The sequence below is a fragment of the Streptomyces sp. CB02400 genome, from assembly GCF_001905725.1.
Classification (GTDB): Bacteria; Actinomycetota; Actinomycetes; order Streptomycetales; family Streptomycetaceae; genus Streptomyces; species Streptomyces atrovirens.
This window is the reverse complement of record NZ_LIWB01000014.1, coordinates 204,252-227,178: the sequence shown is the minus strand read 5'-3', so window position 1 is coordinate 227,178 and position 22,927 is coordinate 204,252. Positions and strand designations below refer to the sequence as shown.

General features: G+C 72.4%; 18 protein-coding genes. 3 read left to right on the top strand and 15 right to left on the bottom strand.

All coding sequences use genetic code 11. The annotated features are described in order from the left end of the window. Positions 1 to 116: 116 nt before the first annotated feature. The 8 genes from AMK33_RS29195 to AMK33_RS29160 form a co-directional block, all read right to left on the bottom strand. Positions 117 to 1,832: a PP2C family protein-serine/threonine phosphatase gene (locus AMK33_RS29195; protein WP_073935963.1), complete on the bottom strand. Its 1,716-nt coding sequence runs from the start codon at positions 1,830 to 1,832 to the stop codon at positions 117 to 119. Then, the gene (locus AMK33_RS29190; RefSeq protein WP_073935962.1) at positions 1,829 to 2,881 is read right to left on the bottom strand and encodes an ATP-binding SpoIIE family protein phosphatase; all 1,053 of its coding nucleotides are present in this window, start codon (positions 2,879 to 2,881) and stop codon (positions 1,829 to 1,831) included. The genes AMK33_RS29195 and AMK33_RS29190 overlap by 4 nt, the downstream gene beginning before the upstream one ends. Then, positions 2,881 to 3,321: an anti-sigma regulatory factor gene (locus AMK33_RS29185; protein ID WP_073935961.1), complete on the bottom strand. Its 441-nt coding sequence runs from the start codon at positions 3,319 to 3,321 to the stop codon at positions 2,881 to 2,883. The genes AMK33_RS29190 and AMK33_RS29185 overlap by 1 nt, the downstream gene beginning before the upstream one ends. Continuing rightward, a complete protein-coding gene (locus tag AMK33_RS29180) occupies positions 3,321 to 3,740 on the bottom strand; it encodes an STAS domain-containing protein (protein ID WP_073935960.1) in 420 nt (139 codons plus the stop codon). The genes AMK33_RS29185 and AMK33_RS29180 overlap by 1 nt, the downstream gene beginning before the upstream one ends. After that, entirely contained in the window at positions 3,737 to 4,636 is a 900-nt protein-coding gene (locus tag AMK33_RS29175; protein ID WP_073935996.1) for an STAS domain-containing protein, read from the bottom strand. The genes AMK33_RS29180 and AMK33_RS29175 overlap by 4 nt, the downstream gene beginning before the upstream one ends. A 127-nt stretch (positions 4,637 to 4,763) precedes the next feature. Then, positions 4,764 to 5,156: an STAS domain-containing protein gene (locus tag AMK33_RS29170; protein WP_073935995.1), complete on the bottom strand. Its 393-nt coding sequence runs from the start codon at positions 5,154 to 5,156 to the stop codon at positions 4,764 to 4,766. A gap of 103 nt (positions 5,157 to 5,259) precedes the next feature. Continuing rightward, positions 5,260 to 7,671 (bottom strand): SpoIIE family protein phosphatase, encoded by a 2,412-nt coding sequence (locus AMK33_RS29165; protein ID WP_073935959.1) that lies wholly within the window; start codon positions 7,669 to 7,671, stop codon positions 5,260 to 5,262. Continuing rightward, positions 7,668 to 11,666, bottom strand: coding sequence for a HAMP domain-containing protein (locus AMK33_RS29160; protein ID WP_073935958.1), 3,999 nt, complete (start codon positions 11,664 to 11,666; stop codon positions 7,668 to 7,670). The genes AMK33_RS29165 and AMK33_RS29160 overlap by 4 nt, the downstream gene beginning before the upstream one ends. Before the next feature lie 331 nt (positions 11,667 to 11,997). Here AMK33_RS29160 and AMK33_RS29155 point away from each other — a divergent pair, with 331 nt between their 5' ends. Together AMK33_RS29155 and AMK33_RS29150 are read left to right on the top strand one after the other, a co-directional pair. Next, positions 11,998 to 12,369 (top strand): hypothetical protein, encoded by a 372-nt coding sequence (locus AMK33_RS29155; protein ID WP_073935957.1) that lies wholly within the window; start codon positions 11,998 to 12,000, stop codon positions 12,367 to 12,369. Further along, the gene (locus tag AMK33_RS29150; protein WP_073935956.1) at positions 12,366 to 12,797 is read left to right on the top strand and encodes an ATP-binding protein; all 432 of its coding nucleotides are present in this window, start codon (positions 12,366 to 12,368) and stop codon (positions 12,795 to 12,797) included. The genes AMK33_RS29155 and AMK33_RS29150 overlap by 4 nt, the downstream gene beginning before the upstream one ends. Before the next feature lie 2 nt (positions 12,798 to 12,799). Here AMK33_RS29150 and AMK33_RS29145 read toward each other — a convergent pair whose 3' ends face one another. Together AMK33_RS29145 and AMK33_RS29140 are read right to left on the bottom strand one after the other, a co-directional pair. After that, positions 12,800 to 13,234, bottom strand: coding sequence for an ATP-binding protein (locus AMK33_RS29145; RefSeq protein ID WP_073935955.1), 435 nt, complete (start codon positions 13,232 to 13,234; stop codon positions 12,800 to 12,802). 310 nt (positions 13,235 to 13,544) lie between these two features. Beyond that, positions 13,545 to 15,449 carry an AMP-dependent synthetase/ligase gene (locus tag AMK33_RS29140; protein WP_073935954.1) on the bottom strand — a complete coding sequence of 635 codons (1,905 nt, stop codon included), beginning with the start codon at positions 15,447 to 15,449 and terminating at the stop codon, positions 13,545 to 13,547. Positions 15,450 to 15,602: 153 nt separating this feature from the next. Here AMK33_RS29140 and AMK33_RS29135 point away from each other — a divergent pair, with 153 nt between their 5' ends. Next, on the top strand, positions 15,603 to 15,836 hold the full coding sequence (locus tag AMK33_RS29135; protein WP_073935994.1) for a DUF6480 family protein: 234 nt from the start codon (positions 15,603 to 15,605) through the stop codon (positions 15,834 to 15,836). Positions 15,837 to 15,841: 5 nt separating this feature from the next. Here the strand turns inward: AMK33_RS29135 and AMK33_RS29130 are convergent, their stop codons facing one another. The 5 genes from AMK33_RS29130 to AMK33_RS29110 form a co-directional block, all read right to left on the bottom strand. Further along, positions 15,842 to 16,960 (bottom strand): glutamate--cysteine ligase 2, encoded by a 1,119-nt coding sequence (locus AMK33_RS29130; protein WP_073935953.1) that lies wholly within the window; start codon positions 16,958 to 16,960, stop codon positions 15,842 to 15,844. Between the two features lie 109 nt (positions 16,961 to 17,069). Continuing rightward, positions 17,070 to 19,295, bottom strand: coding sequence for a 1,4-alpha-glucan branching enzyme (gene glgB, locus AMK33_RS29125; protein ID WP_073935952.1), 2,226 nt, complete (start codon positions 19,293 to 19,295; stop codon positions 17,070 to 17,072). Between the two features lie 4 nt (positions 19,296 to 19,299). Continuing rightward, positions 19,300 to 20,658, bottom strand: a complete 1,359-nt coding sequence (locus tag AMK33_RS29120) for a maltokinase N-terminal cap-like domain-containing protein (RefSeq protein WP_073935951.1) — start codon at positions 20,656 to 20,658, stop codon at positions 19,300 to 19,302. A gap of 28 nt (positions 20,659 to 20,686) precedes the next feature. Beyond that, complete coding sequence (treS, locus tag AMK33_RS29115; protein WP_073935950.1) at positions 20,687 to 22,405, bottom strand: maltose alpha-D-glucosyltransferase; 1,719 nt, start codon at positions 22,403 to 22,405, stop codon at positions 20,687 to 20,689. Then, on the bottom strand, positions 22,402 to 22,927 hold a 526-nt coding region (locus tag AMK33_RS29110; RefSeq protein WP_201263101.1), incomplete at its 5' end, for an alpha-glucosidase C-terminal domain-containing protein. The genes AMK33_RS29110 and treS, both read right to left, overlap by 4 nt.

Sequence of the window (22,927 nt, the reverse complement as noted above, 5' to 3'; positions counted from 1 at the left end):
TTCCTGCGGCTCCAGGCGGTCTGCCTCGAACATCGACAACTGACGCGTGCCCCTGTTCGGCACCACGATGCCCGCACCTTCGCCGGAACGCACCGGGAAGGGAGTCGGCGGCCGGTTCAGCCGCGCAGGTGGCACAGGAGCAGGCAGACGTCGTCGTCACGCTCGGAGTCGCTCAGCAGGGGGCGGAGGATCCGGTCCGCCGAGTCCTCCAGATCCGCGTCCAGTTCCGCCGAACCGAACGAGCCCAGGGCCGCCGCGAGCCGTTCGATGCCCGGGTCGATGCCCCGGGCGCGCCGCTCCACCAGCCCGTCCGTGTAGAGCGCGAGCGTCGAACCGGGCGGCAGTTGCTCGGTGTGGTCGCCGATGTCCTGCTTCAGCGGGATGCCGAGCATCGCGCCGGGCTTGGCGTCCAGGATGCGCACCCGCCCGTCGGGCAGCCGCAGCACCGGCGGCGGATGACCGGCGGCGGCCCACGTCAGCGTCTGCCCGTCCGGATGGAACCGGGCGATGACCGCCGTGGCGAACAGATCGGGCTGGAGATGGCGCAGATACCCGTGCAGCCGGGTCAGCAGCCGACCGGGGCTGTCGCCGTCGACGGCGTAGGCGCGCAGCGCGGTGCGCAGCTGGCTCATCATCACCGCCGCGTGCAGCCCGTGCCCGGTCACATCGCCGATGACGGTGATCAGACCGCCGTCGCGCTGCCGGAAGGCGTCGTACCAGTCGCCGCCGATGTTCAGCCCGTGCGTGGCGGGGAGATAGCGCGCGGCCAGGCTCAGACCCGGCGTCGTCGGCAGGTCGGTGAGCAGGGCGCGCTGCAGCGTCTCGGCGATGTCACGGTTGTGCTCGAAGCGGCGGGCGTTGTCGATGGCGGTGCCGGCCCGCCGGGCGAGTTCGAGCAGCATCACGGCGTCGTCCGGGTCCCAGCGCTCACCGGGCGGCGACAGCGTCAGCACTCCCAGCGGCGCCCGGCGGGTCAGCAGCGGGATGCACAGCAGCGGCCGGTCGGGGTCCAGGGCCGACGGGGGCCGGTCGTCCACCCCGGGCAGGCCGCCGGGGTGACCGGCCGCGTACTGGGGGCGCCCGGTGCGGGCCGCGTGGACCGCCGCGCGCGGGTGGGACGTGGGCCGGTGCCGGTCGTCCTCGTGGTCGAACAGCCATATGTCGACGTGGTGGGCGTACCGCGGCACCAGCAGCTCCGGCAGCCGGCGCACGATCTCGTCGTGGTTGAGCGAGGCGTTCAGCACGGCGCTCGCGTCCGCCAGGAACGTCAGCCTGCGGCGTGCGTTCTCCGCCTCCTCGCGTGCCCGGCGCTCGGCGGCGAACGCCTCCCGCTGCGCGCGTCCCGCCGCGTCCAGCTCGGCGTGCAGCGCCAGGACGCCCTGGTTGGTCTGGTGCAGCTCCTCCCGGTGGAAGGCGACCAGTTCCTCCTGCTCGGCGAGCTTGTCCAGCACCGCGGCCGTGTCCTCGTCGGCGCCCAGCAGCGCCTCGGACAGGTCGTCCGGCTCCTCCGTCACCGGGCCCGTGTCGGACACCCGGCCCGGCTCGGGGCACGGGACGGTCACCGTCCACGGGGCACGGCCGGCGGCACCCGCGCCGGGGTCCGGCACCACCGTGGCGTGCAGCGTCCCCGCCCCGGCGGGCGAGCCGGGGCCGTCCAGGGTGAGCACCCAGACGCCGCCCTTGGTGAGGCACTGCCGCAACTGGCAGCTGAGCGCCGCGGCCAGCCGGGCGCGTTCGACGGTGGGCACCCCGTGCGCCGCCGCCAGCCGGGCCACGGCGATACGGGCGCGAGCCGCGTCCGTGACGGTCCGGATCCGCCAGCTGTGCGTCATGGGCGGTCCGGCGGTGCGGGGGCCAGCACGGCCACGGCGGTGTCGTCCCGCACCGGACGCGCGGAACTGCCGGCGTCGCGGACGGCCACGGCGGCCGTCACGGCCGGGTCGGCGGACGGCAGTCCCGTGTCCGGGGGCGGCGTCCAGCGGCTGGGCAGACCGTCGGTGTGCAGGATCAGCAGACTCTCCGGGGTCCAGGCGACCTCGTCCTCGCGCACGGTGCCCGGCCGGTGCACCCCGACGATGCCCGGCCGGGACAGCAGGGTCCGCCAGCGGTCGCCCTCCCGCAGCCGGGCCGTCACGTTGCCGATCCCCGCGAAGCGCAGCCGCCCGGCCCAGGTGTCGAGCTGCGCCACGGCGACGGCCGCGCCCCGGGTGCCGGCCAGCGCCGCGTGGAGCTTCGGCAGGCACTCGGCGGGCGGGAGCCGGGACCAGTGGCGCAGCTCCTCGACGGCGGCGGTCGAGGCACGCGCCGCCTCGCTCCCGTGGCCGAGACCGTCGGCCAGCATCAGGGTCAGCCGGTCACCGGACCTGACCCAGGCCCAGGCGTCCCCCGAGAAGTCCGCCCCGGCGAACGGGACGTTCACGCCGCCGGCGCGCACACCGGGGCCCTCGGCGGAGCCCCCACCGGTGGCGGAGCCGACGCGGGCCACCGCCACGGTGCCCCGGCCGAGGGCGCTGTGCAGGGCGAAGTCGTCGGCCAGGCGCCGACAGGTGCCGAGGCCCGCGCCGAGCGAGCCGGTGGTGGAGAACCCGTCCCGCAGCGCACCGTCCACATCGGAGATCCCCGGCCCGTGGTCGAGCGCGGTGATCTGCACGACCTGTCCCGGCCGGCCCTCACCCGGTACGGGCGGGTCCACGACGTCGACGACCACCTCTCCCGCCTGCGCGTGCTTGAGGAGGTTGGTGGCGAGCTCGGTCGCCACCAGCGCCGCGGCGGCGGTGCGCTGCTCGTCGAGCCCGGCCGCCGCGGCGGCCTCCTCCGCCGCGACCCGGACGTCACGCACCCGGGTCGAGTCCTGCACCGGAACGTACCGGACGCGGGGCATCAGACGTCCTCACGCTGACGCGGCGGCCGGGTCACCCACGAGGTCACCCGCACCGTGGTCCCCGACCCCGGGACGCTCTCGACCTCGAAGTCGTGCACCAGGCGCCGGGCGCCGCCCAGCCCCATCCCCAGCCCGCCGCCGGAGGTGTAGCCGTCGCTGAGCGCCCGGTCGAGGTCGGGGATGCCGGGGCCCGAGTCGCTGAAGGCCAGCCGCAGCCCGTCGGCCCCGCCGGTGGTGACGTGCGACGCCTCCATCAGGCCGCCTCCGCCGTGCACCAGGGTGTTGCGGGCCAGCTCGCTGGCGGCGGTCACCAGTTTCGTCTGGTCCACCAGACCGAAGCCGAGCTGGGCGGCGGCCTGCCGCACATGCTGACGTACCCACACCAGGTCCATGTCCGACCGGATGGGCAGGCGGGCCTCGACGCCCGCGGCGGTGGGCATCACGGACTCTCCTCGCGCATGCCGCCGGAACGGGACGTCACGATGGGCTGCGCGAGAAGCTCCATCGCCGCTTCGGTGGTGAGCGCGGTCCGCAGCCCCGGCAGCGTCAGACCCAGCTCCACCAGGGTGATGGCGACCGCGGGCCGCATGCCGGCCACCACGGTGCGCGCGGCCAGCAGCTCGGTCTGCGCCGCGGTCTCGGCCAGCACCCGACCGAGGAAGGAGTCGACGATCTCCACCCCGGAGATGTCGATGACCACCCCCGTGACCCCGTTGCGGGCGATCGTCTCGGAGAGGTCCTGCTGAAGCTGGTGCGCCGTGCTGTCGTACAGGTCGCCCTGGAGGGTGACCAGCAGAACGTCCCCGAGCCTGAGGACCGGCACATGTCCCGCGACCGGGCGGGCGAACCCCTCGCTCACCGCCGGCCCGCTCCGTCGGGGGCCGTGTGCACGATGTTCGTCCCCAGCTCGTGCAGGCAGTACCCGAGCGCGTCGGCGAGGCTCGCCCGCGTCTTCACCGTGCCGAGGTCCAGACCGAGGTGCACGATGGTCTGCGCGATCGCCGGACGGATGCCGGACACCACGCACTCCGCGCCCATCAGCCGGGCCGCGGCGACCGTCTTCATCAGGTGCTGCGCCACCAGGGAGTCGACCGTCGGCACACCGGTGATGTCGAGGATCGCGAACCGGGCGTGCTGCTCGACGACCGCGTTCAGCAGGGTCTCCATCACCACCTGGCTGCGGGCGCTGTCCAGCGTCCCGATCAGCGGCACCGCCACGATGCCGTCCCACAGCTTGATCACCGGCGTCGCCACCTCCAGCAGCTGCAGCCGCTGCCGGTCGGTGAGCGCCTGTACCTCGCTCAGCGCGGTCTGCATGGCCACCAGCCGCAGCGTGCCCATGAGCACGGTCAGCGTGGTCGAGCACTCCCGCAGCCCCTCCGGGGAGGCCTGGTCCAGATCGGCGACCAGGAGGTTCTCCACCGGCGGCCGCAGCGCCGCCAGCTCGCTCGCCACCTGCGTGGCCGACAGCCCCGCGCGGGAGCGGGCCGCCCCCATCCGCGCCAGCTGCTCACGCACCGCCGAGAAGCCCGCGGCGTCCGGGTCCTCGACCCGCTGCGCGTCGGCGACCTGGGCCAGCGCGTCGACGACCGCCTTCCCCGCCTCCACCGCCTCGTCGCGTGAGACCGTGAACACCGTACGGAACAGGGGCTCGTCCGCCCACCGCTGGGCGATCTGCTCGCGCCGGCGCCGCAGGAAGTCCCTGACCTCGTGCGTCGGTGTTCCGAGTGATCCGCCCGCTTCGTGCTCCGGCACCTGTTTGTTCTCCTCGTCGTCGTTGCGTCGCACCGCGCCCGAACGGCGGGGCAGTGATGTGACCTTGGCCGGATGGCCACTCTAACCACGCTCGGGCGCCGTGGGCGCCGGAGCGTGCGGACCGCGCTCAGGCCTCCGGTTCGGCCGGGGCCCCGGGCAGCCCGTCCACGCGCTCCAGCGCCTCGTCGACGCTCTCCGAGACGGGCACGGTGATGCTCACCCCCGTCAGGTCCAGGATGCGGCGCACCGCGGAGGTGGGGGAGATGATGTGCACGCTCCCCGGCAGCTCACGGGCCTCCTGATAGACCCGGAGGATGATGTTCATGCCGGACGAGTCCATGAAGGGGACCGCCGACAGGTCGAGCAGGAAGTGCCGGCGGCCGTGATGCAGCTGGTTCGCCAGGTGGTGCTGGAACTCGGTCGCCGTGTCGACGTCCAAGTACCCCTCCACCGTGAGCAGCGCCACGTCCTCACGCGGCAGGGTCACCTCGACGGACAACGGGTCCTGGGCAATGGGCACGAATACCTCCAACAAGGTGATCAAGCTCTTCGTCGCGCAGCCGCGCGTACCCCCGAATCGCCCGGTCATGCCTCGGCCCGCCCGGCCGGCCGAGGCTCCCTCCTCAGCCGACCCGGATGCCGACGATGCATGTGTCGTCGTCCGTGTCCGACCTGCTGTACGTGAGCAGCCGGTCCAGCCGCTGGTCGAGCGTGCCCGGGGCGGTGGCGGCGGTGGTGAGCAGATGGGTCAGCGACTCCTCCACCGTGCGGTCCCGGCGCTCGATCAGACCGTCCGTGTACATCAGCAGGTTGTCCTCGGCGGCCAGCCGCACCTCCGACTCCTCGTACGCCGCCTCCGGTACGGCACCGAGCAGCATGCCGCGCACCAGCGGCAGCGGAGCGGCCTCGGAGCCACGCACCAGCACCGGCGGCAGATGACCGGCCCGGGCCCACCGCAGCGTGCGCGAGTCCGGGTCGTACAGGCCGCACACGGCGGTGGCGCTGACGCCGCCCGTCAGATGGTGCGTCACGATGTTCAGCCAGGACAGCAGCTGTCCGGGGCCCGCCCCGGTGACGGCGAGGCCGCGCAGCGCGTTGCGCAGGACGACCATGCTGGTCGCCGCCTCTATGCCGTGCCCTGCGACGTCGCCCACGCACAGCAGCACCAGCCCGGACGGCAGCACCACGGCGTCGTACCAGTCGCCGCCCACCAGCTGCTCGGCCTCCGCGGGCCGGTAGCGGACGGCCACGTCGAGGTCGGGCACCTGGAGCGGCGCCTGGGTGGGCGGCATGATGGCGCGCTGCAACTGCAGCGCCAGCCGGTCGCGTTCGCTGGCGTGCTGCTCGGTGTGCGCGAGCTGGTCGCGGGTGGCCGCCAGCGCCACCTCGGTCCAGTGCTGGGCGGAGATGTCCTGGTAGGCGCCGCGGGTGGTGAGCAGCCGGCCGTCGGTGTCCAGGACCGGCTCGGCGACGACCCGGATGTGCCGGGTCACCCCGTCGGGGCGTTGCAGCCGGAAGGCGGCCGACGCCGGGCGCCGGTGGTGCAGCAGCGTGCGCAGGAAGCGGCCGATGGTGACGGCGTCGTCCGGGTGGGCGTGCGCCGGCAGCTCCTCCAGCGGCACCGGCAGGCTGGACTGCGGACGTCCGTACAGGTCGAAGAGCTGCCCGTTCCAGGTGATCTCCCCGGTCAGCAGGTTCTCCTCGAACCCGCCGATCCGGCCGAGCCGCTGGGCGTGCTGGAGCAGGCTCGCCAGGCGGGCCGTCTCGTCCTCGATCCGCCAGATGAACAGGATGCCGGAGCCGTGCCGGCTGACACTGATGTCCGCGACCGCGGACAGCGGCACCTGGTCGACGAGGGCGGTCAGGTTCATGCGCCGGGCACGGAACGGCTCCCCCGTGGCGTACACCCGCTCGATCCGCTGGAACAGCTCGCTGTCCCCGGCGGCCATCGGATACGCCTCCAGGAGCAGCGCGCCGCTGACCATGGCACGCGGCCGGCCCGCCGGGTCCAGGAAACGGCTGTTGACGTGCTGGATGCGGAAATCCACCAGATTCCCGGAGATGTCCAGCTGCGGCACCAGGACGAGGGCCGGGTCGTACAGCCCGTCAGCCAGCTCCATCAGTTCCGCGGCGTCCGGCAGCGTCCGGGGCTGCCGGTCCGGGCCGCCCGGCGCCGTGTACGTCTCCAGGGTGTGCGCGCACAGCTCCGCCAGGGCCTCCACCTGACGCACGATCTGCGGTGGCTGCTCGGGCAGCGGAGCCGGCCAGACGATCTCCAGCACGCCGTACACACGGCCCCCCGTACCGGCGGGTACGGCCGCCCTGCCGCCGTCCGGGTGATGGTGCCGGCCGACACTGGGCAGGCCCCTCTCGGCCAGCGACGTGATCCACAGGCCGTCGCGCTCCGCGAGGCCGCACCGGGCGACCGTCGCCACGTCCGGAGGCACGTAGTACCAGCGCGCCGCCTCCGCGGGGGAGAACCCGGCGCTGCCCGCCAGGGTGAGCGATCCGTCGGCGCCGACCGCCCAGATCGCCACCGCCACCGCGCCCAGCGGACGCAGCGCCTGCGCCAGCAGGGACTCGGCCACGGCCTGGGTGTCGTCCGCCGCCAGCACCCCGCTCTCGGCCGCGCGCAGCCGTACGGCGGCGAGGTCCTGCCCCGCCTCCTCGGTGGCCCGGGTGGCGGCCAGGAAGGCGTCCGTCACCTCGGACATCCGGTCCCGGGCGGCCTGGTTGATGACCTCGACCGCGAACTCCAGCTGGGTCGTCCCGGCCTGCTCGGTCAGCTCGGCGAGCTGGCGGGCGGCCTGTGAGGGACCGCACCCCAGGCGCTCGACGAGGATGCCCTTGGCGAGTTCGATCAGCGCCCGGCCCTCGGCCTCGGCCTGCGCGGCCCGCACCTCCCGGCTGAGCCGGTCCACGGTGGCCGCCAGCCTGCCCACGGGCGAGTCCGCGGACACCCCGGCGGGTCCGGCCGACGGCCGTTCGAGCCGGGACGTGCCGAACCGCTCGCCCGGCTGCTCCCCGGGGCTCATGCGGGCAGCCAGCGGCGGACGCAGGCGATCAGGTCCTGGGTGTCGACCGGTTTGGTGACGTAGTCGCTGGCCCCCGAGGCGAGGCTCTTCTCCCGGTCCCCGGGCATCGCCTTCGCGGTGACGGCGATGATGGGCAGCTCGGCGTACTGCGGCATGGCGCGGATCTCGGCCGTGGCGGCGTAGCCGTCCAGCTCCGGCATCATCACGTCCATCAGCACGAGCGCCACGTCCGGGTTGTTCACCAGTCTCTCGATGCCCTTGCGGCCGTTCTCCGCGTGCAGCACCCGGAAGCCGTGCAGCTCCAGGATCCCGCTGAGCGCGAAGAGGTTGCGCGCGTCGTCGTCGACGACGAGGACGGTACGGCCGGAGAACGCGCCGTCCACGACGGTCTGCGGCGCCGGCCGCTGCGGCTCGTCGGGCCGCACCAGCGACAGCACGTCGCCGGGCTCCTCCGCGGCGAGGTGCAGGGCGATGCGTTCGCGCAGCTCGTCGAGGCTGGACAGGAACTCCAGCGCGGTGCCCTCGGCGCGGGACCGCAGGTCCTCCTCCACCGCCGCGTCGGCCCGGTGGCCGCTGTGCACCAGCACCGGCACGCTGGCCAGGGCGGCGTCGCCCCGCAGCGCCTCCAGGAACCGGGTGACCTCCTCCTGGTCCATGCCGAGCTCCAGCACCACGCAGTGGCAGGGATCGGCGGCCAGCGCGCCGGCCGCCTCCTGGGCGCCGACGGCGGTGAGGATGTCGACCGACGGCCGGGAGGTGCCGTCGCCGTGCGCGACGTCCTGGACCACGCTCTCCGCGACCAGGGTCAGCAGACCCCGGGGCCGCTCCTCCACGACGAGCAGCCGCCGCGGACGCCGGCCGGACGCCGGCCCCGCCTCGATCGCCGCCGGTTGTTGGGCCGGCACCTTCGGCAGGGCCTCGCCCCGCTCCCCGTCCGGGACCACGACGGGCCGCAGCAGCTCCTCGAAGTCCGGCCGGGCCACGGGCAGGAACAGGGTGAACGTGCTGCCCTGGCCCGCGACGCTGTCCACCGTCACCGCGCCGCCCAGCAGATGCGCGATCTCCCGGGTGATGGACAGACCGAGCCCGGTGCCGCCGTACTTGCGGCTCGTCGTGCCGTCCGCCTGCTGGAAGGCGCCGAAGATCGCCTCCAGGTGCTGCTCGGGAATGCCCACACCGGTGTCCTGTACCCGGAAGGCCACCACGGACCCGCCCCGCAGTACACCGCTCGGCACCTCGTCGTCCGGCGCGGGCTCGATCCGCAGCTCCACGCCGCCCCGCTCGGTGAACTTGACCGCGTTGGACAGCAGGTTGCGCAGCACCTGCCGCAGCCGCGAGTCGTCGGTGAGCAGGTCGGCCGGCGCGCCCGGCGCCGTCGTCACGGTGAAGTCCAGGCTCTTCTGCATCGTCATCGGCCGGAAGGTGGCCTCGACGTACTCGATGAGCCGGCGCAGCTCCACCCGCTCGGGGCTGACGTCCATCTTCCCGGCCTCGACCTTGGACAGATCGAGGATGTCGTTGATCAGCTGCAGCAGGTCCGAGCCGGCCGAGTGGATGATCTGCGCGTACTCGACCTGCTTCGGGCTGAGGTTGCGCGAGGGGTTCTGCGCGAGCAACTGGGCCAGGATCAGCAGGCTGTTGAGCGGGGTGCGCAGCTCGTGGCTCATGTTCGCCAGGAACTCCGACTTGTACTTCGAGGCCAGCGAAAGCTGCTGGGCCCGCGCCTCCAGCTCCTGCCGGGCCTGCTCGATCTGGAGGTTCTTCGCCTCGATGTCCCGGTTCTGCTCCGCGAGCAGCGCGGCCTTGTCCTCCAGTTCCGCGTTGGAGTGCTGGAGTTCCTCCTGCTGGGTCTGCAACTCAGCCGAGCGCTCCTGCAGTTCGGCGGTGAGCCGCTGCGACTCGACGAGCAGCTCGTCGGTCCGGGCGTTGGCCACGATGGTGTTGACGTTGACGCCGATGGTCTCCATCAGCTGGGCCAGGAAGTCCTGGTGGATCTGGGTGAACGGGGTCACCGACGCCAGCTCGATCACGCCGAGGACCTGGCCCTCGACCACGATGGGCAGCAGCACCAGCGTGGTCGGCACCACCTGCCCCAGCCCGGAGGAGATGGTGACGTAGTCCGGCGGCAGCTCGTCCACCGTGATGGTGCGGCGGCTGCGCGCGGCCTGGCCGACCAGGGTGCGGCCGAACGCGATCCGGGCGGGCCGGCCGTCGTCGTCGGGGTAGCCGTAGGAGCCGACGAGCCGCAGCTCGGGGCCGCCGTCGCCGTCCTCCACGAGATAGAAGGCGCCGTACTGGGCCGACACCAGCGGCACCAGCTCGTCCATGATCAGCTCGGCGACCACCGACAGGTCGCGGTGGCCCTGCATCAGGCCGGAGACCCGGGCGAGGTTGGTCTTGAGCCAGTCCTGGTCCTGGTTGGCCCGGGTGGTCTCGCGCAGGGACTCCACCATCGAGTTGATGTTGTCCTTGAGCTCGGCGACCTCACCGGAGGCCTCCACGTTGACGGAGCGGGTCAGGTCGCCCTCGGCGACCGCGCTCGTCACCTCGGCGATCGCGCGGACCTGCCGGGTGAGGTTGCCCGCCAGCTCGTTGACGTTCTCCGTGAGCCGCTTCCAGGTCCCGGAGACGCCCTCGACCTCCGCCTGCCCGCCGAGGCGGCCCTCGGTGCCGACCTCGCGGGCGACGCGGGTGACCTCCTGGGCGAAGGCGGAGAGCTGGTCGACCATCGTGTTGATGGTCGTCTTCAGCTCCAGGATCTCGCCGCGCGCGTCGACGTCGATCTTCTTCGACAGGTCGCCCCGGGCCACGGCGGTCGTCACCAGCGCGATGTTGCGGACCTGGCCGGTGAGGTTGTTGGCCATGGAGTTGACGTTGTCGGTGAGGTCCCGCCAGGTGCCCGCGACATGGGGCACGTGCGCCTGGCCGCCGAGGCGGCCCTCGGTGCCGACCTCGCGGGCGACGCGGGTGACCTCGTCGGCGAAGGCCGACAGCGTGTCGACCATGGTGTTGATGACGTCGGCCAGCGCGGCGACCTCACCGGCCGCCTCGACCCTGATCCGCTGCGACAGATCGCCCCGGCCCACCGCGGAGGCGACCTGGGCGATGGAGCGGACCTGACCGGTCAGGTTGGACGCCATCACGTTGACGTTGTCGGTGAGGTCCTTCCAGGTGCCCGACACACCGCGCACCTGCGCCTGTCCGCCGAGGCGGCCCTCGGTGCCGACTTCCCGGGCGACGCGGGTGACCTCGTCGGCGAAGGCGGAGAGCTGGTCGACCATCGTGTTGATGGTGTTCTTGAGTTCGAGGATCTCGCCGCGGGCGTCCACGGTGATCTTCTGCGACAGGTCGCCCTTGGCGACCGCCGTCGCCACCAGCGCGATGTTGCGGACCTGGCCGGTGAGGTTGCCGGCCATGAAGTTCACCGAGTGGGTGAGATCGCGCCAGGTGCCCTTCACGCCCTGCACATCGGCCTGTCCGCCGAGGCGGCCCTCGGTGCCGACCTCGCGGGCGACGCGGGTGACCTCGTCGGCGAAGGCGGAGAGCTGGTCGACCATCGTGTTGATGGTGTTCTTGAGTTCGAGGATCTCGCCGCGGGCGTCCACGGTGATCTTCTGCGACAGGTCGCCCTTGGCGACCGCCGTCGTCACCTGGGCGACGTTGCGGACCTGCGCGGTGAGGTTGCCCGCCATCGCGTTCACCGAGTCCGTCAGGTCGGCCCAGGTGCCCGAGACCCCCGGCACCTGCGCCTGGCCGCCCAGCGCCCCCTCGGTGCCGACCTCGCGGGCCACCCGAGTCACCTCGGAGGTGAACACCGAGAGCTGGTCCACCATCCCGTTGAAGACCTTGGCGATGTCCCCCATGAGGCCGTCCGCGTCGTCCGGCAGCCGGGTGCCGAAGTCCCCGTCCCGTACGGCCGTCAGCCCCGCCAGGAGCCGCCTCAGCTCCTGGTCCCCCGGCGTCGCCTCGGTCCCCTCGGTGCTCTTGCTGGTCATGCGCACCCTCGTTCCGGCCAGAGTCAGTGCGCGTTTCCGCAGTTCACGGATGTGCGCGATGAGAAAATACGCCGAAGGCTAACCCAGGTCGCGGGTGCGGAACAAAGCGTCGCACCACCGGGGGAACCGATCCGCGAAAATTCGGGGCCGCACGCATACATCGGCTCATGAGGGGTACTCAGCCGGATTTTCCGCGGCCTGCGAAGTCCCGTCGCACCGGCGTGCGGTTTTGGTCCACGCCTTTCGAATGCGCGCGCCCCTGACGGGTATTTGCTGCTGTGGAGCTGGGTGACGCCCAGGGGATCCGTCGTCATCGGGGAGGCAAGGAGCAGTGCCCATCGACAGCATCTGGTCGTACGCGCCGGACCTGGACCAGGTCCAGGGGCAGGACCTCACGGACTACACCGTCGTCGCGAGCGACGGCACCATCGGCCATGTGGACCGGCAGGCCGACCACCACGGCATGCGGCACCTCGTCGTCGACACCGGGGTGTGGGTGTTCGGCCGCAGCCTCCTGGTGCCGGTCGGCGTCGTCGCGGCCGTCCACGCCGGGGAACGCCAGGTGACGTTGGCCTGCACCAGGGCCGAGGTGAAGGCGGCGCCCCCGTTCCGCACCGACAGCGAGACCATGGATCCCGCCTATCTCACCGCGGTCGGTGACTACTATCACCGGCTGCCGACGCGCGAGAGCCCCACCGGGTGAACACCGCACGACAGACGTGTCCGGCCGCCGGTACGGGGGTGCGCAGCGCCGCCGGCGCGCGGGCGCACGCCGAGGCGACGGTGCGGGCGCGCTGGGAGTCCGAGGGCCGCACCCCGCACCACCAGGACATGATCGACCTCTCGCTCGTCGTGTCGGAGCTGGTCACCAACGCCATCCGGCACGGCGCCGGACTGGCCGGCTTCGACGCGCGGACGACGGAGGAGGGCGTACGGATCGCCGTCCACGACCACAGCGACGTCATCCCCGAGGCCGCCGGCGGGACCGGCGACCTGCCGGCCGTGCACCGCGGCAGCGGTTACGGCTGGCCCCTGGTGATCCGGCTGGCACGGGACATCGACGTCCGCAGGCGCCCCGGCGGCGGCAAGACCATCAGCGTGCTGGTCCCCCTGCGCGACGCGCCGGCCTAGGTTCACCAGGGCAGGAAGACGTGGATGTCCTTGCCGTGGTCGTCGCTGACGACGCTGACCTGGTCGCACAGCGTGTGGATCAGGTGCCAGCCGATCCCGCCGCCGCCGCGGTTGGGGTGGAAGGGCCGCGGGGCCGGCTCGGTGGTGCTGGTGTCGTGCATCACCACGTGCACCCCGTCGAACGTTCTGCGCAGACGCAGCTGGAACGGGCCCGGCGCGTACTGCACCGCGTTGGCGGCCAGCTCCGTGACCACCAGGAGTATGTCGTCCCAGTGCTCCGGAGCCGACGGCGCCGACACACGGGCCAGGTCGAAGAGGAACTCCTCCGCGACCAGGCGTGCGTCCGTCACATCGTGCAGCTCCCCCGGGAAGCTGGCGATGCGGCTCGTGATGTCCTCGGCAGCCAGTGTCCTGTCCCTACGCGGCTCGCGTGCCATCTCGCCTTCCAGGCCCCGTCGTCGCGGGGCAGTCGTCCTCGCGTCTGCGCCCCCTCGAACTGTGGGTTCCCGTGCGGGCGGAGCCTACGCGCCCGCATGCCCGTGCCCGCCCGGTGACAAACCCGTCACCGACCGGCAGCGGCTCCCGGAGCCTGCCCGACGACGTCCGGCACGCACTCCCCGGAGGGGCGCCCCATGAGCGGGCCCCATCGAGGGCGCTCCGGCGCCTTGCGATCGCACGCTCGGACCGAGCTCGCGCGGGGGCGTCCCTCGGGCGGACGACGGGAAGGGCCGGGGCCTGTCCGGGCGGTCAGCGGAAGACGTTGTCCGAGTCGTCCCAGCCGGACGGCTCGTCCACGGCCGGTGTCCGTCCCGGACGGGTCCGGGAGTGGTACATCGCGTCGATCTCCAGCGCGTAGTGCCGCACGATCTCGTCCCGGCGCAGCTTCATCGACGGCGTCAGCAGCCCGTTGGCCACGTCGAACGGCTCGGGCAGCACCCGGAACACCCGGATCGACTCCGAGCGGGACACACTGCTGTTGGCCGCGGCGACCGCCCGCGCGATCTCCTCCCGCAGGGCGTTCTCCTCCCGCGCCTCCCGGGCCGGCGCGTCGCCCGGCAGGGACAGCGCCGCCCGCCAGTCGTTGAGGAACTCCGGGTCCAGCGTGATCAGGGCACCCACACACGGCCGGTTGTCGCCCACGACGACGGCCTGGTGGACCAGCGGGTGCATCCGCAGCCGCTGCTCCAGGGCCGCCGGCGCCACGCTCTTGCCGCTGCTCGTGATGATGATGTCCTTCTTGCGGCCGGTGATCGTGAGGTAGCCCTCGGCGTCCAGCCGCCCCAGGTCGCCGGTGGCCAGCCAGCCGCCGCGCAGCACGGCCCGGGTGGCGGCCTCGTCACCCACGTATCCCTGGAACACCGACGGTCCGCGCACCAGGATCTCCCCGTCGTCGGCCACCTGTATCCCGGTGCCCGGCAGCGCCTGCCCCACGGTGCCGGACTTCTCCCGCCCGAACGGCTGCATCGTCACCCCGCCGCTGGTCTCGGTGAGCCCGTAGCCGTCGTGGACGTAGATGCCGATCCCCTCGTAGAAGAGGGACAGGTCGCGGTTGAGCGTCGATCCCCCGGAGGTGGCCCGCAGCACCCGGCCGCCCAGCGTGGCCCGCAGCCTGCGGTAGACCGTGCGCTCGTACAGGGCGTGCTGCAGCCGCAGGTCGAGGCCCGGCCCGGAACCGAGGCCCAGCCGCTGCCGCTCCAGCGCGGCGGCGAAGTCCTGTGCCGTGCCGGCCGCCCGCTCGAACAGGGCGCCGCGGCCCGAGAGCTGTGCCGAGCGCAGGAAGTTCTTGTAGATCTTCTCCAGCAGCGACGGGACGGCGTACAGATAGGTGGGCCGGAAGGTGCGCAGGGCCGAGGAGAGGGACTCCCCGCCGATGTCGGGTTCGTGCCCCATCAGCAGCCCGCCGCGCACGCACAGCACCTGGATCATCAGACCGTAGACGTGGGAGAAGGGCAGGAAGGCGAGGACGGCGGCCTGCTCACCGGGGGGCGCCGTGACGTGGCCCCAGCCCGCCAGCAGGGTGTCGCTCATGAAGGCCAGGCCGCGGTGGCTCAGCGCACAGCCCATGGCGTGGCCGGACGTGCCGGAGGTGTAGGCGACGACGGCCGTGGAGTCAGGCAGGACGATGCGGCGCATCGAGTCGACCGTGGCCGCCGGGATGAACTCGCCGCGCGCCACGAGCTGGTCCAGCGCGCCCGCGTCCAGCTGCCACACGTGCCGCAGCGCCGGCAGCGCGGCGCACACGGACCCGACGGTCATCACGCCCTGCTCGTCCTCCACCAGCACGGCCACACAGCCGGAGTCCCGCAGGATCCACTCCACCTGCTCGCGCGAGGAGGTCGGGTAGACGGGGACGACCTCGGCACCCACCGTCCACAGGGCATGGCCCAGGAGGGTCCACTCGTAGCGGGTGCGCGCCATGATCGCCACCCGTGTGCCGGGCGAGATCCCGGACGCCACCAGGCCCTTGGCCACGGCGACGACCTCGTCGCGGAACTCGATGGCGGTGATCCGCTCCCAGGTGGCGGAGGCCGGACCGGCGCGGTGGGCGAGCATCGGCAGACCGGGGCTCTCGGCCGCCGTCTCGAAGAGGCTGTCGGCGAGGCCGCCGGCCAGGGGCGAGGCGGACGGGGGAGCGAGAGCGAGGTCGCGCATGCACTGCTCCTGACGTGTACGGGCTGTGACTCGGCCGATGGGTACCGTCATCGGCGGTGCCTGAATGTAGCCGAGCCGGAGCGCCCACGCGCCGGGATCGCGACAAGTGTGTCCGCACTGATGATCTCGGCGTTTTCGGGGGACCCGGACGGCATGAGTTACGTCAACCCAGATCCCGAACCGGAACGCAGCACCGGCCTCGAACCGGGCGGCGGCGTACCCCCGGGCGAGACCCCGCCCGCGGAGAGCAGCCTGCCCGAGGCGGGCCCCCGGGAGACGCACAACCCGACCAAGGGCTGGGCCAAGGGCCCGATGGCCGCGATCCTCGTCCTCGTGGCGCTGATCGCGGCGTTCTTCCTGGTCTACGCCATCGTCCTCATCATCTGACGCCCCTACCCGAGAGGAGCGGACCCCGTACGCCCCGCTCCCTGGGTGTGCCGTACGCACTCCGTGACGACGTCCCTCAGACTCCCCGTGCGTTCCAGCAGGGCGCGCTGCACCTGCGCCCCGTTGCCGTCACGCAGCAGCCGTGCGCAGCCCTCGCGGGCGCGCTCCAGGTCGCCGGTGGCCTCCAGGGCCTCGGCGGCGTGGTCGAGGAGGGCCCGCACGACCGCCTCGGCGGGCATGCGGCGCATGGTTTCCGGGTGGAGCAGTTCACTTGTCAGCCCCGACCGGGCCGCCTGCCAGGCGGCCAGCCGGAGCAGGCTGACGCCGGGGTCCGCCGGCTCCCGGCCGGCCCGCCACTCGCGTGCCGCGGTCTCCACCAGCGCGCGGGCGAGGGTGGCGATCAGCGCCGCCGTCTCCGCGTGCAGACAGACGTCGGAGACGCGGATCTCCACCGTCGGGTACTGCTGGGAGAGCCGGGCGTCGAAGTAGACCATCTTCTCGTCGAGGATGACGCCGGTGGCCACCATGTCGGCGACCCGCCGGTGGTAGCGCTCGGCCGAGCCGAACGTCTCGGTCGGACCGGCGGACGGCCAGCGCTGCCAGACCCGGCTGCGGTAGCTGCTGTACCCCGTCTCCTTGCCCTGCCAGAACGGCGAGTTCGTGCTCAGCGCCGCCAGCACCGTCAGCCAGGGCCGCAGCCGGTCCACGACCCCGACGCCCTCCTCGTCGGACTCGACGGACACATGGACGTGGCAGCCCAGGACGAGCTGTTCCCGGGTGGCGATGCCGTACTGCTCCTCCATCCACTGGTACCGCCGGTTGACGCCGATGGCCGGGCTGACCGGCAGCGGCGAGGTGGCGAGGGCGGCGACGGTGCAGCCGATCTTCCCGGCGTGCCCGGCGGCCTCCTCGCGGCAGCGGACGATCTCCGCGTGCAGGCTCTCCATCGAGGACTGCGGATGCGTGGCGAACTCCAGCATCTGCTCGTGCAGTTCCTTCTCGAAGACGTCCTGTTCCGCGCCGTCCCGGGCGGCGCGGGCGAGTACCGCCGCGGACATCGCCCGCGGTTCGCCGCTCTCCGGATCGACCAGGAGGAGTTCCTCCTCCACTCCGACGGTGCGCACCTGGTGCCGCCCTTCTGTGACCTGCCGTGACGACGCCGAGAAGCCCTCGGCCGTACGACCCCGAATGCCCCGGTCGGAGCGTCGGACACCTGGCGGCGTCGCCGGACCCTCACAGAGTGATCGGTGTCAGCCACACTGTCGCGAGCGGCGGCAGCGTGAGCCGTACGGTGCCGTCCTCGGGCTTGACCGGGTCCGGGTTCGTGACGTCCCCGCCGCCGTAGTGCGCGGCGTCGGTGTTGAGGACCTCCTGCCAGGCGATCACGTCGTCGCCGACGGTGAGCGGGTAGTCGTGCCGGACCACGGGGGAGAAGTTCGACACCGCGAGCAGCGGCCGGCCCTCGGTGTCGTACCGCAGGAACGCGAAGACGTTGTCGTCGGCCGCGTCGACCGACACCCACCGGAAGCCGGACGGGTCGGTGTCGCGCTGCCACAGCGCCGGGGTCGCCCGGTAGCGGGTGTTGAGGTCGCGCACCAGGTCCCGCACCCCGCGGTGGTCGCCCGCGGAGTGGTACCCGTCGTCGAGCAGCCACCACTCCGGGCCGGCCTTCTCGGACCACTCGGCGCCCTGCGCGAACTCCTGCCCCATGAACAGCAGTTGCTTGCCCGGGTGGGCCCACATGAAACCGAGGTAGGCCCGCACGTTCGCCCGCCGCTGCCACCAGTCGCCCGGCATCTTCGACACCAGCGCCTGCTTGCCGTGCACCACCTCGTCGTGCGAGATGGGCAGCACGTAGTTCTCGCTGTAGGCGTACACCATCGCGAACGTCATCTCGTGGTGGTGGTACTTGCGGTGCACCGGCTCGTGGGAGACGTACTCCAGCGAGTCGTGCATCCAGCCCATGTTCCACTTCAGGCCGAACCCGAGGCCGCCGGTGTCGGTGGGCCGGGTCACCCCGCCCCACGCCGTGGACTCCTCCGCGATGGTCACCACGCCGGGGCAGCGCCGGTACACGGTCGCGTTCATCTCCTGCAGGAACCCCACCGCCGCCAGGTCCTCCCGGCCGCCGTACGCGTTCGGCTCCCAGCCGCCGTCCTCGCGCGAGTAGTCCAGGTAGAGCATGGAGGCGACCGCGTCCACGCGCAGTCCGTCGATGTGGAACTCCTGGCACCAGTAGACGGCGTTCGCGACCAGGAAGTTGCGCACCTCGGTGCGGGCGAAGTCGAAGGTGTACGTCCCCCAGTCGGGGTGCTCCGCGCGCCGGGAGTCCCCGGGCTCGTACAGCGGGTCCCCGTCGAACCGGGCCAGCGCCCAGTCGTCCTTCGGGAAGTGCGCCGGCACCCAGTCCATGATCACGCCGATTCCGGCCCGGTGCAGCGCGTCGATCAGGTACTTGAAGTCGTCCGGGGCGCCCAGCCGCGCGGTCGGCGCGTAGAAGCCGGTGACCTGGTAGCCCCAGGACGGTCCGAAGGGGTGCTCGGCGACCGGCATCAGCTCCACGTGGGTGAAGCCGAGGTCCTTGACGTACGCCGGGAGCTCCTCGGCGAGTTCGCGGTACGTCAGTCCCGGCCGCCAGGACGGCAGGTGCACCTCGTACACCGAGAACGGCGCCTCGTGCACGGGCGTCGCCGCCCGCCGCGCGAACCACTCGGCGTCTCCCCACTCGTAGTGCGAGGCCGTCACGACGGACGCCGTGTTCGGCGGCGTCTCCGTGCGCCGCGCCATCGGGTCGGCCTTGAGGAAGCGGTGGCCGTGGCGGGAGTGGATCTCGAACTTGTAGCAGGTGCCCTCGCCGACACCGGGCAGGAACAGCTCCCACACCCCGGACGAGCCGAGCGAGCGCATCGGGAACGCCGTGCCGTCCCAGTGGGTGAAGTCGGCGGCGACCCTCACCCCCTGCGCGTTCGGCGCCCACACCGTGAAGCGGGTGCCGGTGACGCCCTGGTGGGTCATGGGGTGCGCGCCGAGCGCCGTCCACAGCTCCTCGTGCCGGCCCTCGCCGATCAGATGCAGGTCGAACTCGCCGAGCGCGGGCAGGAAGCGGTACGGATCGTGCGTCTCGACGGCCTCGTCGTCGCCGTAGGCCACCGTCAGCGTGTACGCGGGGACCGCGTCCAGCGGCAGTACTCCGGAGAACAGGCCGTCGCCCTCCGAGACGAGCGGGGTGCGGGCGCCGTCGACGACGACGCCCACCTCACGGGCGAACGGGCGCAGCGCCCGGAAGGCGATCCCGCCGGGCACCGGATGGGCGCCGAGCAGCGCGTGCGGGTCGTGGTGGGCGCCCGCCAGCAGGCGCCCCCGGTCGGTCGGGTCGAGGGCGGGTGCGGCGCCGGGGGGCGCGGCGGCGGACGGGACGGGCCCGGCCGACTCGGGAAGCGGGGTGTCACGCAGGGCCACGGCTTCAGTCTCCTCTCACGGCGAGGCGCTCGATCGCCGCCATGGGTACGGGCAGCCAGTCGGGTCGGTGCCGGGCCTCGTACAGCACCTCGTACACGGCCCGGTCCGTCTCGTAGGCGCGGAGCAGGCCGTGCTTCTTGCGCGGGTCCCAGCCGGCGCGGGCGGCGTAGCCCGCGCAGTAGGCCTCACGGCAGCGGCGCGCCCACTCCGGGCGCCAGGGGCGGCGCTGGCGGGCGGCGTAGTCGAAGGAGCGCAGCATCCCGGCGATGTCCCGCACGGGGGAGTGGGCGCTGCGCCGTTCGGAGAGCGGCCGGGACGGCTCGCCCTCGAAGTCGATGACGAACCACTCGCGCCCCGCCCGCAGCACCTGCCCCAGGTGCAGGTCGCCGTGGACGCGCTGGGCGGGCGGCCCGGCGTCGCAGGTGGTCAGGGCGGCGAAGGCGGCCCGCAGCCCCGGCACGAACGGCTGGAGCACGGGGACGGCGTGCGCCGCGGCGGTCAGCCGTTCGGTCATCGCCGCCGCCGTCCGCCCGTTCTCGCCGGGCGCGCCGATGGGGAACGCCGTGGACAGCGCCAGGTGGACGTCCGCCGTGGCCCGGCCCAGCGCGTGCGACTGCGCGGTGAAGTCGTCACCGGCGGCGAGCGCGTCGAGGGCCAGTGTCCAGCCGTCGGAGGCGTTGCGCAGATACGGCTGGAGCACGCCGAGCGTCGCGTTGAACGGATACGTGGTGCGCAGCCAGGCCACCGGGGCGGGCACCCGGTGGCAGCCCTGCCGGGCCAGCGCCCCGGGCACCTCCAGGTCCGGGTTGACACCGGGCTGGACGCGCCGGAACACCTTCAGGATGTACTCGTCGCCGTACACCAGCGAGGAGTTGGACTGCTCGGCGGTCATCAGGCGCGGCACCAGCCCGGCGGGCACCTGCTGGGACCCGTCGCACTCGAAACGCAGCGGGCCCGCCGCGCCGGGGTGGCGCAGCCGCTCCAGGAGCAGCTGGGCGGCGCGCGGGTCGTGCAGGGCGTCGTAGACCGTCAGCCCGGCCAGCCGGCCGTCCGGCACCCTGCCGATGAGCGCCTTGCCGAGCCGCGGCGAGGGGTGCTCCCGTACGCCGAGGAGGAGCTGGTAGCAGTCACCGGCCGGGGGAGTGCCGCCGGGAGCGGGCACGCCTCCGTGACCGGCGTGCACCAGCATGTGCAGACAGCCCGGGAACAGTTCCGTCATCGACAGCACACCGAGGTCGGTGACGGGCCGGTCCTTGCCGGCGAACCAGCGCTGCAGCGGCAGCCACTCGCGCAGCAGCCCGGTGAGCGACTCCATGGACTCGGCGGGCGCGCTTCGCGGCCGCAGGAACGCGGTCTTCGTCATGGTGACGCCTCCTCTCCCCGGCACACGCTCACAGTCGTCGGCCGATGCGGGACGCGACTCGGGTGAGCCGGAACCAGTAGAAGCCGTGGCCCCCGAGGGTCAGGAGATACGGCAGTTCACCGATGGCGGGAAAGCGCACCCCGCCGAACAGCTCGACCGGGTGCCGTCCGTCGAACTCGCGCAGGTCCAGCTCGGTGGGCTGTGCGAAGCGTGAGAAGTTGTTCACGCAGAGCACCAGGTCGTCCTCGTACTCGCGAAGGAAGGCGAGTACGGCCGGGTTGGAGGACGGCAGCTCGGTGTACGAGCCGAGGCCGAACGCCGGGTTCTGCTTGCGGATCTCGATCATCCGGCGGGTCCAGTGCAGCAGCGAGGACGGGGAGGCCATGGAGGCCTCGACGTTGGTGACCTGGTAGCCGTAGACCGGGTCCATGATGGTCGGCAGGAACAGCCGGCCGGGGTCGGAGGACGAGAATCCGGCGTTCCGGTCCGGGGTCCACTGCATCGGCGTGCGGACGGCGTCGCGGTCGCCGAGCCAGATGTTGTCGCCCATGCCGATCTCGTCGCCGTAGTAGAGGATCGGCGAGCCCGGCAGGGAGAGGAGCAGGGCGGTGAAGAGTTCGATCTGGTTGCGGTCGTTGTCCAGCAGCGGGGCGAGCCGGCGGCGGATGCCGATGTTGGCGCGCATGCGGGGGTCCTTGGCGTACTCCGCCCACATGTAGTCGCGTTCCTCGTCGGTGACCATCTCCAGGGTCAGCTCGTCGTGGTTGCGCAGGAAGATGCCCCACTGGCAGCCGGACGGGATGGCGGGGGTCTTGGCGAGGATCTCGGAGACCGGGTAGCGGGACTCGCGGCGGACGGCCATGAAGATGCGGGGCATGACCGGGAAGTGGAAGGCCATGTGGCACTCGTCGCCCCCGGCGGCGTAGTCGCCGAAGTAGTCGACGACGTCCTCCGGCCACTGGTTGGCCTCCGCCAGCAGCACCGTGTCCGGGTACTGGGTGTCGATCTCCTTGCGCACCCGCTTCAGGAAGGCGTGCGAGGCGGGCAGGTTCTCGCAGTTGGTGCCCTCGGCCGCGTAGAGGTACGGCACCGCGTCCAGCCGGTAACCGTCGATGCCCAGGTCCAGCCAGAAGCGCAGGGCCGCCAGGATCTCCTCCTGCACGCGCGGGTTCTCGTAGTTGAGGTCCGGCTGGTGGGAGAAGAAGCGGTGGAAGTAGTACTGCCCCCGCACCGGGTCGTACGTCCAGTTGGAGGCCTCGGTGTCGACGAAGATGATCCGCGCGTCCGGATAGCCCTTGTCGTCGTCCGCCCACACGTAGAAGTCGCCGTAGGGGCCGTCGGGGTTCTTCCTCGACTCCTGGAACCACGGGTGTTCGTCGCTGGTGTGGTTCATGACGAAGTCGATGATCACGCGCATCCCGCGCTGGTGCGCCGCGTCCGCGAACTCCACGAAGTCGGCGAGGTCACCGAAGTCGGGGAGGACGGCGGTGTAGTCGGAGACGTCGTAGCCGCCGTCGCGCAGGGGGGACTTGAAGAAGGGCGGCAGCCAGAGGCAGTCGACGCCCAGCCACTGCAGGTAGTCCAGTTTGGCGGTCAGACCCTTCAGGTCGCCGATGCCGTCACCGTCGCTGTCCTGGAAGGAACGGACGAGCACCTCGTAGAAGACGGCACGCTTGAACCACTCCGGGTCCCGGTCCTTGGCGGGGGTGTCCTCGAAGGTGTCCGGCACTGGCTCGTTCACGGTCATGACGTTCCTGGCCCTCCGTTTCGCTGTGCGGCGGGCGGTCTCGGTACGTGCAGGACATGCGCGGGAGCCCGCCCCGGCTCCAGCCGCACGTAGTTGGCGCCGCCCCAGTGGTAGGTCTCGCCGGTGAGCTCGTCGCGCACCGGTACCGACTCGTGCCAGTCCAGGCCGAGTTGCGGCATGTCCAACGAGACCGTGGCCTCCTGGGGGTGATGCGGGTCGAGGTTGGCGACCACGAGCACGACATCGGAGCCGCTGCGCTTGCTGTACGCGATGACGGAGTCGTTGTCCGTCCGGTGGAAGCGGAGGTTCCTGAGCCGGTGGAGCGCGGGGTGTGCGCGCCGGATGGTGTTGAGCCGGGTGATGAGGGGGGTGATGGTGCGGCCCTCGCGTTCGGCGGTCTCCCAGTCGCGGTGCCTGAGCTGGTACTTCTCGCTGTCGAGGTATTCCTCGCCGCCGTCGCGCAGGGGGGTGTTCTCGCAGAGTTCGTAGCCGCTGTAGACGCCCCAGGTGGGGGAGAGGGTG

Coding starts and splice junctions, on each gene's coding strand:
- AMK33_RS29160 (WP_073935958.1), bottom strand. CDS start 11,666: ATGACCAGCAAGAGCACCGAGGGGACCGAGGCGACGCCGGGGGACCAG.
- AMK33_RS29165 (WP_073935959.1), bottom strand. CDS start 7,671: ATGAGCCCCGGGGAGCAGCCGGGCGAGCGGTTCGGCACGTCCCGGCTC.
- AMK33_RS29140 (WP_073935954.1), bottom strand. CDS start 15,449: ATGCGCGACCTCGCTCTCGCTCCCCCGTCCGCCTCGCCCCTGGCCGGC.
- AMK33_RS29145 (WP_073935955.1), bottom strand. CDS start 13,234: ATGGCACGCGAGCCGCGTAGGGACAGGACACTGGCTGCCGAGGACATC.
- AMK33_RS29120 (WP_073935951.1), bottom strand. CDS start 20,658: ATGACGAAGACCGCGTTCCTGCGGCCGCGAAGCGCGCCCGCCGAGTCC.
- AMK33_RS29185 (WP_073935961.1), bottom strand. CDS start 3,321: ATGCCCACCGCCGCGGGCGTCGAGGCCCGCCTGCCCATCCGGTCGGAC.
- AMK33_RS29135 (WP_073935994.1), top strand. CDS start 15,603: ATGAGTTACGTCAACCCAGATCCCGAACCGGAACGCAGCACCGGCCTC.
- AMK33_RS29190 (WP_073935962.1), bottom strand. CDS start 2,881: ATGCCCCGCGTCCGGTACGTTCCGGTGCAGGACTCGACCCGGGTGCGT.
- treS (WP_073935950.1), bottom strand. CDS start 22,405: ATGACCGTGAACGAGCCAGTGCCGGACACCTTCGAGGACACCCCCGCC.
- AMK33_RS29195 (WP_073935963.1), bottom strand. CDS start 1,832: ATGACGCACAGCTGGCGGATCCGGACCGTCACGGACGCGGCTCGCGCC.